This is a genomic window from Arcobacter roscoffensis (genome assembly GCF_024267655.1).
Taxonomy (GTDB): domain Bacteria; phylum Campylobacterota; class Campylobacteria; order Campylobacterales; family Arcobacteraceae; genus Arcobacter_B; species Arcobacter_B roscoffensis.
Genome location: NZ_CP100595.1, coordinates 2,019,050 through 2,033,400 on the forward strand (window position 1 = coordinate 2,019,050; position 14,351 = coordinate 2,033,400).

The 14,351-nt window shown below is 26.6% G+C and carries 13 protein-coding genes and 1 tRNA gene; 4 read left to right on the forward strand and 10 right to left on the reverse strand.

What is annotated here, in order from left to right; genetic code table 11:
- Positions 1-2: 2 nt before the first annotated feature.
- The 4 genes from NJU99_RS09530 to NJU99_RS09545 form a co-directional block, all read right to left on the reverse strand.
- Entirely contained in the window at positions 3-710 is a 708-nt protein-coding gene (locus NJU99_RS09530; protein ID WP_254575686.1) for a ZIP family metal transporter, read from the reverse strand.
- 55 nt (positions 711-765) lie between these two features.
- A complete protein-coding gene (locus NJU99_RS09535; RefSeq protein WP_254575687.1) occupies positions 766-2,013 on the reverse strand; it encodes an L-lactate MFS transporter in 1,248 nt (415 codons plus the stop codon).
- Between the two features lie 85 nt (positions 2,014-2,098).
- A complete protein-coding gene (locus NJU99_RS09540; RefSeq protein ID WP_254575688.1) occupies positions 2,099-3,007 on the reverse strand; it encodes a class I SAM-dependent methyltransferase in 909 nt (302 codons plus the stop codon).
- A gap of 8 nt (positions 3,008-3,015) precedes the next feature.
- Positions 3,016-3,498 (reverse strand): GreA/GreB family elongation factor, encoded by a 483-nt coding sequence (locus tag NJU99_RS09545; protein WP_254575689.1) that lies wholly within the window; start codon positions 3,496-3,498, stop codon positions 3,016-3,018.
- A 140-nt stretch (positions 3,499-3,638) separates the two neighbouring features.
- Between NJU99_RS09545 and NJU99_RS09550 the strand changes: the two genes are divergently transcribed.
- The gene (locus tag NJU99_RS09550; RefSeq protein ID WP_254575690.1) at positions 3,639-5,993 is read left to right on the forward strand and encodes a diguanylate cyclase; all 2,355 of its coding nucleotides are present in this window, start codon (positions 3,639-3,641) and stop codon (positions 5,991-5,993) included.
- Here NJU99_RS09550 and NJU99_RS09555 read toward each other — a convergent pair.
- The 3 genes from NJU99_RS09555 to NJU99_RS09565 are packed head-to-tail and all read right to left on the reverse strand — an operon-like array spanning position 5,983 to position 9,788.
- Positions 5,983-7,836, reverse strand: a complete 1,854-nt coding sequence (locus tag NJU99_RS09555; RefSeq protein WP_254575691.1) for an ATP-binding protein — start codon at positions 7,834-7,836, stop codon at positions 5,983-5,985. The two genes, NJU99_RS09550 and NJU99_RS09555, sit on opposite strands and share 11 nt — an antisense overlap.
- A 7-nt stretch (positions 7,837-7,843) precedes the next feature.
- Complete coding sequence (locus NJU99_RS09560; RefSeq protein WP_254575692.1) at positions 7,844-8,983, reverse strand: response regulator transcription factor; 1,140 nt, start codon at positions 8,981-8,983, stop codon at positions 7,844-7,846.
- Between the two features lie 10 nt (positions 8,984-8,993).
- Positions 8,994-9,788 carry an HDOD domain-containing protein gene (locus NJU99_RS09565; RefSeq protein ID WP_254575693.1) on the reverse strand — a complete coding sequence of 265 codons (795 nt, stop codon included), beginning with the start codon at positions 9,786-9,788 and terminating at the stop codon, positions 8,994-8,996.
- A 106-nt stretch (positions 9,789-9,894) separates the two neighbouring features.
- Between NJU99_RS09565 and sfsA the strand changes: the two genes are divergently transcribed.
- Together sfsA and NJU99_RS09575 are read left to right on the forward strand one after the other, a co-directional pair.
- Entirely contained in the window at positions 9,895-10,596 is a 702-nt protein-coding gene (gene sfsA / locus NJU99_RS09570) for a DNA/RNA nuclease SfsA (RefSeq protein WP_254575694.1), read from the forward strand.
- Between the two features lie 111 nt (positions 10,597-10,707).
- Positions 10,708-10,902, forward strand: a complete 195-nt coding sequence (locus NJU99_RS09575; protein ID WP_254575695.1) for a YgaP family membrane protein — start codon at positions 10,708-10,710, stop codon at positions 10,900-10,902.
- A 31-nt stretch (positions 10,903-10,933) separates the two neighbouring features.
- On the opposite strand, the gene NJU99_RS09580 is transcribed toward NJU99_RS09575, so the two are convergent.
- Positions 10,934-11,221, reverse strand: coding sequence for a hypothetical protein (locus NJU99_RS09580; RefSeq protein ID WP_254575696.1), 288 nt, complete (start codon positions 11,219-11,221; stop codon positions 10,934-10,936).
- Between the two features lie 110 nt (positions 11,222-11,331).
- Here NJU99_RS09580 and NJU99_RS09585 point away from each other — a divergent pair, with 110 nt between their 5' ends.
- Positions 11,332-12,396, forward strand: a complete 1,065-nt coding sequence (locus NJU99_RS09585) for a CNNM domain-containing protein (protein ID WP_254575697.1) — start codon at positions 11,332-11,334, stop codon at positions 12,394-12,396.
- Here the strand turns inward: NJU99_RS09585 and NJU99_RS09590 are convergent.
- On the reverse strand, positions 12,389-14,026 hold the full coding sequence (locus tag NJU99_RS09590; protein ID WP_254575698.1) for a sensor histidine kinase: 1,638 nt from the start codon (positions 14,024-14,026) through the stop codon (positions 12,389-12,391). The genes NJU99_RS09585 and NJU99_RS09590 overlap by 8 nt on opposite strands.
- Positions 14,027-14,223: 197 nt before the next feature.
- Positions 14,224-14,300 (reverse strand) — tRNA-Met (locus NJU99_RS09595).
- Positions 14,301-14,351: the final 51 nt, after the last annotated feature.

Consider the following 14,351-nt stretch of genomic DNA (forward strand, 5'->3'; position numbering starts at 1 on the left):
CACTAAACTAGTGCTTCACTCAACATTCCTATAACAAAACCTAAATTAACTCCCATTGCCAAAAATCTACTATTTTTAATTCTAATTGATGGAGCTATATCTTGAAAAATCAAATAAAGTATTCCACCTGCTGCAAATATCATTAAAGCAGATGTTATCTCATAAGTATCTTTTAATAAATAGTATCCCAATAAAGAAAAAATAAGCCCTATAAAACTCAAACAAAAAAGTATAACTAAAGACTTATATTTAGAAAAATGAGAATTTCTTAATTCAATATAAGAATTAAAAGATTCAGGGAAATTTTGAAATGCAATAAAAATAGCAAGTAGCACACCTACATTATGATCATATACAAATAGTGCTCCTAAAGCTATTGATTCAGGAATAAAGTCTAAAAGCATTGCTAAAACCTGAGGAATATTAGCACTATTCTTTTCAATAAAACTATCTAAGTAGTAAAATGTAAGTGCCCCTAATAAAAATATAACTACACTAGAGCCAATATTTAAACCTTCCATACCCTTTGGAATTAAAACAAATGCTACAGCAGACAACATAATACCAGTTACAAAAGCCGTCAAAAAATGAACTATTTTTCTTTTTACGACTCTATTTGTAATAGTTTTTTCAAAAAAGTATGAGATTAAACCACCTAAAAATACAGTGATACCCGCAATAAATGAAAAGAGAATAATCTCAATAAGCATAATTAACCCTATAAATATAATATTTCTATTATATCATAGAGTTAATTTTTAAGTATTAATTCTTTTGTTTTTTCTTTTTTTCAATAGTTTTAATATTTATAAGCATTAATATTGAAACTATAAAAGCAAGTACAAAGAATCCAGCAAAAACATATAGTGTTTGAGAATAAGACCCTGTTGAGTCTTTTACAAGTGAGATAATTAAAGGACCAACTAATCCTGCTGCTGCCCAAGCTGTAAGTATATAACCATGAATAGCACCTAATTCTTTTGTTCCAAAAATATCTCCAATATAAGCAGGTATTGAAGCAAAACCTCCACCATAACAGCTCATAATAAAGTAAATAATCACTTGGAAAATAACTATCTCAGTAATTGAAGGAAGTACATAAAATGCAATTGCTTGTGTTAAAAAGAAGATTATATAAACAACAGGTCTTGTTAAATAATCAGATAATGAGGCCCATACAATTCTTCCTGCACCATTAAATATTCCCATAAGTCCAACAGCAGCAGCTGCTGCTATTGCTGAAATACCTATAACTTCTTGAAGCAAGGGTGAAGCAACACCAATTAGTGCAATACCACATGTTACATTGATAAATAGCATTATCCAAAGACCATAAAATCTTGGTGTTTTAATAGCTTCATTTAATGTCAATAATGATAAATCTTCTTTTAATTTCTTTTTACCCTCTTTTAGTTTCTTTTTAAACTTTTTAGGAAGATAATTCTCTTCTGGCTTTTCTAAATACAGTGCAGAAGCAAACATCACTACAAAATAAATAGCCCCTAAAATAAAGAATGTTCCAGAAATTCCAACTTTTTCAATCAAGATTTTAATAGTAGGCCCCCAAACAGCAGAAGCAAAACCAAATCCCATTATTGCTAAACCTGTAGCCATACCTCTTTTATCAGGGAACCATTTTACTAAAGTTGATACAGGTGAAATATACCCTATTCCTAATCCACATCCACCTAAAACTCCATAAAAAAAGTATAAAAGCAGTTTTGACTCCATCAAAATTGCTAAACCAGAACCAGCTGTTCCTAAACCAAAAAGTGATGCTGCAATAATTGCAGATACTCTAGGACCATTTTTCTCAACAAACTTCCCCATAAGTGCTGCTGATAATCCTAAAAAGAAAATTGCAATACTAAATGCAATTGTAACATCAGTTAATGTCCAAGACATTTGCTCTTGTATTGGATTTACATATACACTCCAAGCATATACAGACCCAATACAAATATGTACACCCACAGCACTTAATGCCATAAGCCATCTATTTTTTTCAACCATAACTCTTCTTTCTTATAAAATGTAAATGAATTTTATAAAAAGATTGTATAAGAGTATATTAAGTATATGACTTATATGAGATAAATCATTTTTTAAAAACTAAATTTTTAAGACTTCTTTCTTCATCACTACTTGGAAAAGTATCTAAATTACTTAATCTTTTTACATACTGGAAACTTCTTGCATTTTTTGAAAATATATCTTTTAAAAATTGAACATCAAGTTCTGGGGCATTTAAACAAGCTAAAACAACACACTCATCATTTGCTAGTTCATCAAGTTTTTTTATAATCTTTTCATAATCTTTTGTAGCTGCAAAACTTCCTTTTTGAAAGCTTGGTGGATCAATAATGATAATATCATAGGGTCCATCTTTTCTTATTCTACTCCAAGATTTCAAAATATTATATGGCATAAACTTAATATTTTTAGTATCCAAATTATTTATATGATGATTTTTACGCCCTTGACTTAAAGCGCCTTTTGACATATCAACATTTACTACCTTTGAAGCTTTTGACTTACTTGCTACAACAGAAAAAGCACAAGTATAAGAAAAAAGGTTTAAGACATTTTTATTTTCACAAATAGAAGAAATGAACTCACGACCTTTTTTCATATCAAAAAATAAGCCTATATTTTTGTTTTTGAAGTTTAAAGTATATTTCAAGTCATTCTCAAGAGTAAAAGAGTCTTCTTTTAACTCTCCTTTTATAAGTTCAATAGGAGAATTAGACAAAAATCTTTTTTGAAGTAAAAGAGTTTCAAATTCATACTCCTCATAGATTTCTAAAAAAAGCTTTTTTAAATCTTCTTCTAATCCTAAAGGAATTTTCTCAAATAAACTTACATATAAAATCTTATCAATTGAATCAATTGTTAAAAAGTTGTAAGCCCTATAAAAATTACCTCTACCATGAAAAACTCTTTTAACTTCATCTGTTTTATTATTTAGATTATTTTTTATAATTAATTTTAACTCTTCTATATTCATTATCTACCTTATGATAAACTTGCCATTTTTATCTCTATTATTTCATACTCAAAAATTTTTGAGTTTATACTAAATTCAAATTCATCATCTATGCTTTTGCCAAAAAGTGCTTTCCCTAAGGGTGATTTTATTGAAATTCTATTTGCACTAGGATTTGTCTCATATGTTCCCACTATTGTAAACTCTTTTGTTTCATTGTTTTCCAAATCAAGAAGCTTTACATGTGAACCAAAGTTTACTTTTTGATGATTTAGTGTTGTAATATCAATTACCTCTGAATTATTTATAATTTTATCCAAAAATCTCAATCTCTTATCTATATTTCTTATTTGTTCTTTTGCACTAATATATTCTGCATTTTCACTTCTGTCCCCATGTTGGGCTGCTATTTGTTTTTCTTTTACCCAGTAAGGTTTTTGGTTTTGAAGTAAATCTTTAAACTCTTTAAGGATTTTATCGTAGCCATTTAAACTAATTAATTCTTTTTTCATTCTCTTATTATATTTAATTTTTCAAAAAAAGTCATAAAATTTGTATTTAAACTATCTTTATGCTAAAATAATTTTAGTACTGGGTTTTATATTTAAACAATATATTCAATTGCAAATAGAAAAAAACCAAGGTAGATACTATGAAATCTATATTTTTTAAACTAACTATTATACTTCTTTTAATCAACACACTATTTGCAAATTCTAGAATTAGAGAAAATAATGAAAATGTAATACTACAATTGCAGTGGAAAAACCAATTTCAATTTGCAGGATACTACATAGCAAAAGAAAAAGGTTTCTACAAAGACTATAAAATAAATGTAACTATAAAACAAAGAGAATACGGACAAAATGTTGTAAATGAAGTATTAAATAAAAAAGCACACTTTGCTACAGGTAGATCATCTCTTATAATAGACAGAGTAGATGGTAAAAAAGTGGTTTTATTAGCCTCTATTTTTCAATCTTCCCCTGATATATTAATAGCACTTAAAAATTCTAATATTAAAAACTTACAAGACTTAAAAAATAAAAGAGTTATGATTACAGGAAATGCAAAAAATGATATAGTTCTAAAAAGTATGCTTTTTTCAAAAAAGATACAAGATAAAGATATTATCGTTCAAAAACATACATTTGATTTAGCTGATTTAGTCTATGGAAATACTGATGTTATGGCTTCTTATATTTCAAATGAACCTTTTATTTTAAAAAATAAGTACCATTTAGAAAGTAAAATCTTTGACCCTAAAGATTATGGTTTTGATTTTTACTCAGATATTTTATTTACCCATGAAGATTTTGTTAAGAAAAACCCTATGTTAGTCAAAAAGTTTAAACAAGCTTCATTAAAAGGTTGGGAGTATGCCTTTGAAAATATAAATGAAACTGTAAATATTATATATGAAAAATATAATACTCAAAACAAATCTAAAAAAGCCCTACTTTATGAAGCAAAAGAGTTAAAAAAACTTGCTTTTTATAATACAAAAAAATTAGGTGAAATCAAAAAAGAAAAAGTGGAAAAAATATATAACTTCTATAAATTAATGGGAGAAGTTAATAAAGAAATAGACTATGATAAATTTATTTTTAAAAGCAATGCTTTGCAACTTAACTCTACGCAGTTACAGTATTTAGAAAATAAAAAAAGATTAAAGCTATGTATTGATCCAAACTGGCTTCCTTTTGAAAAGTTTGATAAAAATAAAAAACATGTGGGATTAACAAAAGATTATTATGATATGTTCTCAAAAAAATTAAAAATTGATATAAAGCCTGTTTATACAAACTCTTGGAATCAAACCTTAGAGTTTATCAAAGAAAAAAAGTGTGATATTTTATCCCTAGCAATGCAAACAAAAAAAAGAGAAGAGTATCTTAATTTTACAAGTAGTTATGTAACTGTTCCTTTAGTATTAGCAACAAAAATAAATATTCCTTTTGTAGATAATCTAATGCAAATAAAAAATAAAAAAGTTGGTATTGTTAGTGGATATGCCTTTGAAGAAACTCTTAAAAATCATTATAAAGACATTGAGTTTGTATCTATTAAAAATATCAAAGATGGACTAAAGAAAGTCGCTGAAGAGAAAATATTTGGAGTTATAAGTAGTATTGCTGATATAAGCTTTGAAATTAGAAACAACTATACAAATGAACTTAAAATCACTGCTAAATTGGATGAGAAACTTGAAATGGCAATAGGTCTTAGAAAAGATGAACCTATTTTAAAAGATATTTTTCAAAAACTTTTAGACAATTTAAACCCTAAATTTATTACAGATATTCAAAATAAATACTTTAGTTCTCAAGTTGAAAAATACAAAGATTATACACTTTTTTGGCAAACTACTATTTTCTTCTTATTTATAATTACAATTATTTTATATTGGAGTTATAAACTAAAAATAGAAAAAACTAGAAATGAAGAGATTTTAAAAGAGTTAAAAGCTACACAAAATGAATTAAAAATAAAAAATAAAAGATTAAAGTTTTTAGCTAGAGTTGATAAACTCACAGGAGTATACAACAGAACAAAACTAGATGAAGTTTTAGAAAAAGAGATAAATAGATCAAAAAGATTTAAAAGAGATTTTTCTATTATGTTAATAGATATTGATGATTTTAAAAATATAAATGATACATATGGTCATCTAGTTGGAGATAAAATACTTATTGCCCTAGCAGATCTTCTAAAAATACACACTAGAAATGTAGATACTGTTGGTAGATGGGGTGGAGAGGAGTTTTTGATTATTTGTCCTGAAACAGATAAACTAGGTGCAGTAAAACTTGCTAAATATTTACAAGTAAAAATAAATGAATTTACTTTTGAAGAAAATCTAAAAATCACTGTTAGTATAGGTCTTTCAATGTTCAAAGAAGACACAAGCGATACAATCCTTAAAAAAGCAGATATAGCCTTATATGATGTAAAAGAGAATGGGAAAAACTCTATTGAATTTATGGATGATTTACCTAAGGATTGATAGGTAAATCAACATAGAAACATGCTCCCTCTTTGCCATTATAAACTCCTATTTCACCATTAAAATGCTTTTCTACAATAGTTTTGCACATATAAAGACCTAAACCTGTACCTGATTTTTCATCTTTTGTACTAAAATATGGTTCAAATAGTTTATCTGTAATATTTTCAGGAATACCACCTGCGTTATCGCATATTGTAGTTCTTAATATTTTATCATTTAATGTAAATATCTTAACTCTTACTTCTCTTTTTTCTTTCCTGTTTTGAACCAAGGCTTCTTTAGCATTCTTAAAGATATTTAAATACACTTGAAGTAATTCTCTTGAATAAAGCATAACTTCAATAGAACTAGTTTCATCAATAATAATCTCTATCTCATTATTTTCTAAAGCTTTTTCCATAATTTTTAAAGATTCTTCTAAAACTCTTAAGCATGTTGTTTTCTCTTTTTCTTTATTGGGTCTAAAGAAATCTCTAAAATCTTCTATAGTTTGAGATAAATATTTAGTTTGTTCTAACATAGACTCTGTATTTTCTCTTAATTCATCATTATCAAGCATTTCAAGTTCTATATCTGCTAAAGTATTATTTGCAGCCATTGCAATAACAGATATAGGCTGTCTCCATTGGTGAGCAATCATTGAAATCATCTCACCCATAGCTGCATGTCTTGATTGGGCTATCATAATCTCCTCTTTATCTTTTAGCTCTTGTTTTAACTCTTCTATTTTTGTAATATCAGCATGAACACCAAGCATTCTAACAGCTTGACCTTTTTCATCAAAAATAGTTTTACCCTTATCTAAAATCCAAACCCAAGAACCATCTTTATGCTTTATTCTATGAATATTTTCATAAAATTCAGTCTCTCCTGCTTGATTTGCTTTTATTTGGGAAATTGCTTTTTGTTTATCATCAGGATGAACTCTAGTTTCCCAAGACTCTAGTAAACTAGGTAATTCTTCATCTTCAAAACCTAACATTTTTTTCCAAATTTTTGAGAAATAAACTTCATTTGTTTTCAAATTCCAATCCCATAAACCAAGATTTGATCCAGTAACTGCATAATCATATCTATCGTAAAGAATTTTATATTTGTTTTTTAACTCTCTTACATGTAATTGATTTTTATAAATCCTATTGATAATCATAAATAAAATAATAAAAATAATAATTGCAAAACCAACAACCAATACTCTTTGATAAGTATAGTTTTGATTTAATACTTCAAAATTCTCTTCATAAACTTCCAAGGGTATGGTAACTCTAATTCCACCTCTTGTTTGACCTATTTCATAACCTTGCACGGCATGACATTGTAAACAACTTTCCTTCACTGTAAGTTTACCCATAAAATTGAAAACGTCATTTTCTTTATCAAGTTTTGTATAATAATTAATATCTGGATTCTTATCAAACTCACTTAAAGCCTCAACTTCAAACCCATAAGCTTTATTATCAGGATTCATAGGCTTTAAACTTGTGATTTTATAATTATAATCAGTTAAGATATTCATCATTTCTGAAACTTGTTTTGTCATCCAAGCAGGGTTGATTTTAATTAATCTCTCACCTTCATTTGTAAATAGCTGATTATTTACCAAATATTTATTAGGTTTTATACCTTCTTGCTCTTTTACATAAACGCCATTATATTGGGCATTCCAAGCTCTAAAGACTTTAAAATACTCAAAATGAGTTTGTGCTTCTTGAAAGATTGTTTTATTAAAATACTCTTTATTAGTTTCATGTATTTTTTTTTGATAAGTTAATATTTGAAAAGTAAAAATAAATATTAAAGCAAATACACTTAGAATTATTAGATTTTTTATATTTTTCATTTTAATCCTATGAATGCTGGAATTTTTCTTTAAATTCTTCGATTAATTCTGCTTCTCTTTTAAAAATAAATTTTTGTAAAGTAGATTCTGTTTTAACATTTTCTTCTTTTATTAAAACTCTCATATCCACACTATTATTATCTTGGTGATCAATTTTAAATAAAGTAAGATTTAAATTTAAATACTCAATTGGTTTTTGATTTTCATCAATTGATAAAATAAGCACCAGTTTTAATACATCATGTTTATCGTAAATAAATTTGTCTTCTTCCATATTTAAAAATAATTCTTTTCTTGAAATACCTAAAACCTTAACTTCAATTCTTGTTTTAGCATCTTTTAAAATATAAGCTTTCATGGATTCGTGGGGTTGAACTATTATCTCATCCCTTTGTTTAGAATCAGGATAAAACACTTCTTCTTTTTTTAACACTACTTCATAGTCATCATTTTTTATCTCTACTAGTGAGCATTTTATATCTTCACTAACTAGTGAGGAATCAAGAATAGCAAAACCTTCTTCTTTGATTGCTAGAAGTTGAATATTTGTAGTTCTTAAAGTAATATTATCATCTTCTATTTTTACTATTTTGCCACTATTTATTATTGGTACGCCTTTATAATGATTTACAATATCTAATTTCGTGCCATTCTCATATAAAAACTTTAAAATCTCTGAACTATCCTTACTTAACTCACCTACTCCTCCAGCTAACTCTAGAAACTGGTACTCTTTTCTTTTCAGATTTGATAATACTTTTAGAAAAACAGTTATCATTTTGGGAGCATTAACAGGCTTTGCTATAAAATCACTAACTCCTATATGAAAAGACTTCATTAAAGTTTCACTATCTGAGTGAGCTGACAAGATTATAATTTCAGCATCAGGATTTATTTTTTTTATTTCTCTTATCATTTCATGACCTGTCATCTTTGGCATCGTAAGATCAGTCAAAATTAAATCGGGCTTTTTATCTTCATACATTATTAAGCCTTCTTGTCCATCAGAAGCTACATAAACTTCTTTAAATAGTTTACTTAAAAACTTCATTATTTGTTTTTGTAAAGCCTTACTATCTTCAACAAAAAGTATTGTATGATTTTTTGCGATTTCTTTTAACTTAACTATATGTTCCATATTTTCCATATCTAAATCCTTATGACCTATATTGTTTTTCTAAAGTATCAATTATTTCTCTTAATTTATTTGTATCTAAACCAAAGTTTTCACTAAGTTCTAATGCTTTTAAAATATTATCTTTTCCAAAAGGTTTTGTAAAATCACCTAAAGTACTTATAACCCTTAGAATTCTACTCTCGCTTATAGTATTTACATCATCTAAAGACTCAATTATATTAATAAAAGTATCGTTAATTTCCCATTTTCTTAATATCTTAGCACTTAAATCATTTGATTTTATACCTACAAAACTATCTTCTATTTGATAAATATTACTTTGTTTTATCAAAGCATTAAAGTTTGAACTTTTACCTTCTTTTACTAAGTAATCAGATATAAAAAACTTTCCAATATCTTTTAAAAAAAGCGGTAATATCAAGTTCTCTTTTAAAGAGGCTTTATCCTCACTTATCCAAGAAAAAAGAGTTTTAAATAAGAAATCATTTAATTTTGTAAACTCACTTATTTGTATTCCATAAGGTTTTAAATTAAACCTAAGTGAATTTAATATTAACTCAACTACACAAACACAAACAGTAAAATTTAAACCAAATAAACTTGAAGCTTGTGTTGCACTATAAATCTTATTTGTAAAACCAAAATGTTTTGAATTTGCTAATTGAAGTATTCTTGTGGATAAAATTGGATCATATTCAATAATTTGTGATAATTTTTTTGTATCGTAATTTCCACTGCTTTTTATATCTAAAAGTATATTTACTTTATCAGGTAATATGGGTAGTTTTTCAAGTCTTTGTGCTATATTTAACATGATGTTATACTCTATTATTTTTATTTATAATAACATAATATTTTTTACTTTAACGAAAAAAAAGATAAGTTTAGTATTATTATACAATTTATTGTAAAGGTATGTAATGAAATTTGAAAAACTATATAAGGGTAAACTAGTAAAAAGATATAAAAGATTTTTAGCTGATGTTATTTTAGAAAACGAAGAAGAAGTAACTGCTCATGTACCAAATAGCGGTGCTATGACTTCATGTATTGAAGATAATTGTCCTGTTTGGGTCACTTATCATGACAATCCAAAAAGAAAATTAAAATACACATTAGAACTTACAAAAATGGGTGAAAACCTAATCTGTACAAATACAGGAGTTGCAAATAAAATAGCAATTGAAGCAATTAAAAATAAAACTATAAAAGAACTGCAAGGCTATGATACTTTAAAGCCAGAACAAAAATATGGTCAAAACAGCAGAATTGATATTTTACTTTCAAATGAAAATGATGAAAAAAAATGTTATGTAGAAATAAAAAGTGTAAGTCTAAGACTTGATAATACATTGGCATTTCCAGATGCTGTTACAACAAGAGGAACAAAACATCTAAATGAGTTAATGGATATGGTAAAAGAAGGACATAGAGCTGTTATGCTTTATATTATTCAAAGAACTGATGATTTAGGATTTGAGATTGCCAAACAAATTGATCCTAAGTATTTTGAAGCTTTCCAAATTGCCAAGGATAAAGGTGTTGAAATATTAGTTTATCAATCAGATATAAGTTTAGATGGAATAAATGTAGCAAAAAAAGTTGAGTTTAAAAGCCTATAAAAACATAATATAAGTAATTCCTAACTTTAGTATAAGTATAACTAATTCTTATTAAATTTAATGTAAGCTATATAAGTTATAATTATAGTATAAATTAAAAAAGGAATTAAAATGAATAAGTTTGATAAATTTAGAGCATTTTGTAGACCGTTTAGAGTTGTTATAGGATTAGTTCTTATTGCGATAGGTTTTTTTACAGGGATTGCTTGGTTTTATTTAGGAGTTATTCCACTTATTGCAGGACTTGCAGACTTCTGTCCTTTATGTATGATAACAAAAAAATGTACTCCAAAAAATTTAAATTAGATATAAAAAAAGCTTAGCTTTACGCTAAGCTTTAGTTTAATTCTACTCCACAGTTCTGACAGTTTTTTCTAAACCATCCACGTCCTGGATACTTACCACACTTTGGACATTTCCACATCAAAAACATAAATCCAAGATATATAACAAATCCTGCAATTGAAGCATTTAGCCAAGTATCTTTTGGTAATCCAAACATTTCTGTTTTTTCTTTCACTGTAAGTACTAAACTTGGAGTGAATAGTATAAAAAATAGTGCAGCTGTTATCTTAGCATTTCTAATAACCTTTGCAAACTCTTTTTTTACATCTTGATCTTTCATTCACTTCCCTTAAAAAAATTTGAATATTGTATCTTTTTATATTTTTTTTGTCAAAATAAACATAAAAAATGATAGAATTATGAAAATTCAAAATAACAAGGCAAATATAAATGTTGATGTTGACATATTTCCTAATAGCAGTAGGAATATCATTTTTATGTTCAATACTTGAAGCAGTATTACTATCAATAACACAAGCTCATATAGAAATCGTTAAAAATAAAAACTCTACACTTGGTAACTTAATGCAACACCAAAAAGATAATATTGATTTATCAATTGGTGCTATTTTAACTTTAAATACATTCGCACATACACTAGGTGCAGCAGGAGTAGGAGCAGAGGCTGTGAAACTGTTTGGGGAAGAGTATATGTTTTATATATCAGCTATTCTAACTCTACTTATTTTAGTATTTTCTGAAATTATCCCTAAAACACTGGGTGCTTATTATTGGAGTTCATTAAGTGGAATCTGTAGTAGAATAATAAAAGTATTAGTTTTAATAACTTACCCTCTTTTAATAATCATGAATAAAATGACAAATCTTCTAACTCCAAAAGAAAAAAGAGATAAAATTACAAAAGAAGAGATAAATGCAGCAGCAAATATCGCTCAAGAAAATGGAATTATAAAAGATAAAGATAGTGATATTATTGAAAATCTTCTTAATTTAGAAGATATAAAAGTAAAAGATATTCATACTCCAAGAAGTGTTATGGTTGCTTTTAATGAAGACGTAGTAATTGAAAGTTTTGAAGATGGTGAAAAAAACTTAGATTTCTCAAAATTAAAAGAATACTCAAGAATACCTGTATATTCTTCAAATGTAGATAATATCGTAGGTATGTTTTTCTCAAAAGAATACTTCCATGAGTATGTAGAAAACAATATGAAAGATAAAAGTAAAATCATCAAGCCTATTTTCAAAGTAAATGAAAACATTCCTATTTCAAAACTTTTAGATTTATTCTTATCAAGAAAAGAACAACTATTTTTAGTTGTTGATAACTATGGTCAAACTGAGGGTGTTGTAACCTTAGAAGATGCGATTGAGACTCTTTTAGGAATAGAAATAGTTGATGAACATGACCAAAATATCGACATGAGACAAGTTGCAAAAAATAGGATGAAACTTGTAAGAAACAATATTCTAAAAAAGAAAACTACTAACTAAGATTTTTTGGTAAAGAGATTTTAAAAACAGCTCCCTCTTTACCATTTTCTACACTAAGTTCGCCCTCAAAATGTTTTTCAATTATAGTTTTACACATATAAAGCCCTAATCCTGTACCTTTAAACTTGTGTTTTGTAGTAAAATATGGATCAAAAACTTTTGCTAAATTCTCTTCACTAATACCACCTGCATTATCTTCAATAATAATTTGTACAAACTTTACATCTTCTAAAAGATTTATTTTCACAAATCTACTACTTTTTATATCATTTTGAACAAAAGCATCTTTTGCATTATTCAATATATTTATTAAAACTTGTGAGAGTTCTTGTCCAACAATTTTTAACCTTACTTCTTTTTCATAATCAATATTGTTTACAAGTGTGATATGATTGTTTTTTAAAGATGCACTAACTATTTTTAGACTTTCATCAATTCTTTTTTGAAGGAGCTCTTCATTTTTGACTTTTTTTTCTTTTATAAAGTCTTGAAAGGTATCAATAGTTTCTGATAAATATTTACAATTAGACACAATAATATCCATACTCTTTGGAATATCTTCTTTTTTAATCATTTCTAATTCATGATTTAGTTTCACACCACTTGCCGCTGTTGATATGGTACTTAAAGGTTGTCTCCATTGATGGGCTATATTTGCAATCATTTCTCCCATTTGAGCCATCTTTGACTGTTCTAAGAGCTGTTTATCTTTTTGTATTATTTTATTAAAATTCTCTTTTAGTATAAGTCGTTTTAGATTTTGCTGATACACTACAAAAACAATTAGTGCAATTAAAATAAATACCATAAATTTTATCATTTTATAGTAATCATTTAAAGCTCTAAACTCATGACCTTGACTAATAATTGCTACAAATGCTAACTGATCATAACTTATACTATTTAGTATCGGTATAGTAGTGATTATTACATCGTCACTATCTAGAAACATAGAGTTTATGTTTTTTCTTTCAGCTTGGGAATAAATAGTTCTAGATGTATTCTTTGAAGGTTTTATTTCTTTTAGACTTTTATTAGCTACCCTTTGAAGCTCTTTTAAAACCTTAGTATTATGCAAAAAACCTTCATTATGAGCTTTTTGATATACATTATTTGTTTCTAAAAAACCTTTATCAAAATATTTTTCTTTTATGATTATATTACTTAGGATACTATAGTCTCTCATTAAAGAAGAAGTTAAAAATTGTTCTGAAAAAGTAATCTCAATTAAACCTAAATATTTTTTATCTTTAAATATAGGGTAAATTGAACTAAACCCTGCACTATTATTTTGAATATTATATGTATGAAGTGGAGTTTTATTCTTATAAACATAAGAATAAAGTTTTGAGTCTTTATTTATTTTGCTTGTAGCAATAAAAATATCATTTTTAAATGAAACTAACTTTATACTTTTTACAAAATTCTTATCTAAACTATTTACTCTTTTTTTTAACTTACTTAAAATTGTGTTATTGATATGATTTTTTTGTTCTTGAGTTTTGTTTTTATAATCTAAAATAATGTCTTGAAGTTCTGTTATTTCTAATATGCCTGAATAAATAACTTGTGATAGTTGTTTTTGTTGTGAAATAATATTAGTATATGCATTTGTATATATTTTTTGCACATCTTTTAAGTACTTTTTATTGTTTTCATTTTTATTAAGACCTACGATTAGGTAACTTAAAATAAATGTGATTATAAAAATGATAAAGAATTTGATTTTTAAAGATAATTTATTTCGTTCGATAATGATCCTTTGGAAAATTACTTTGAAATATTATAACATTATTTTGTGATTATTGGAAAGTGTTTTGTAAGAATTGGTTGCGGGAACAGGATTTGAACCTGTGACCTTCGGGTTATGAGCCCGACGAGCTACCGAGCTGCTCTATCCCGCGTCTTGTCTTTGTTGATGGGATTGTAGCTGTTTAAACTTAAAGGAATATCAA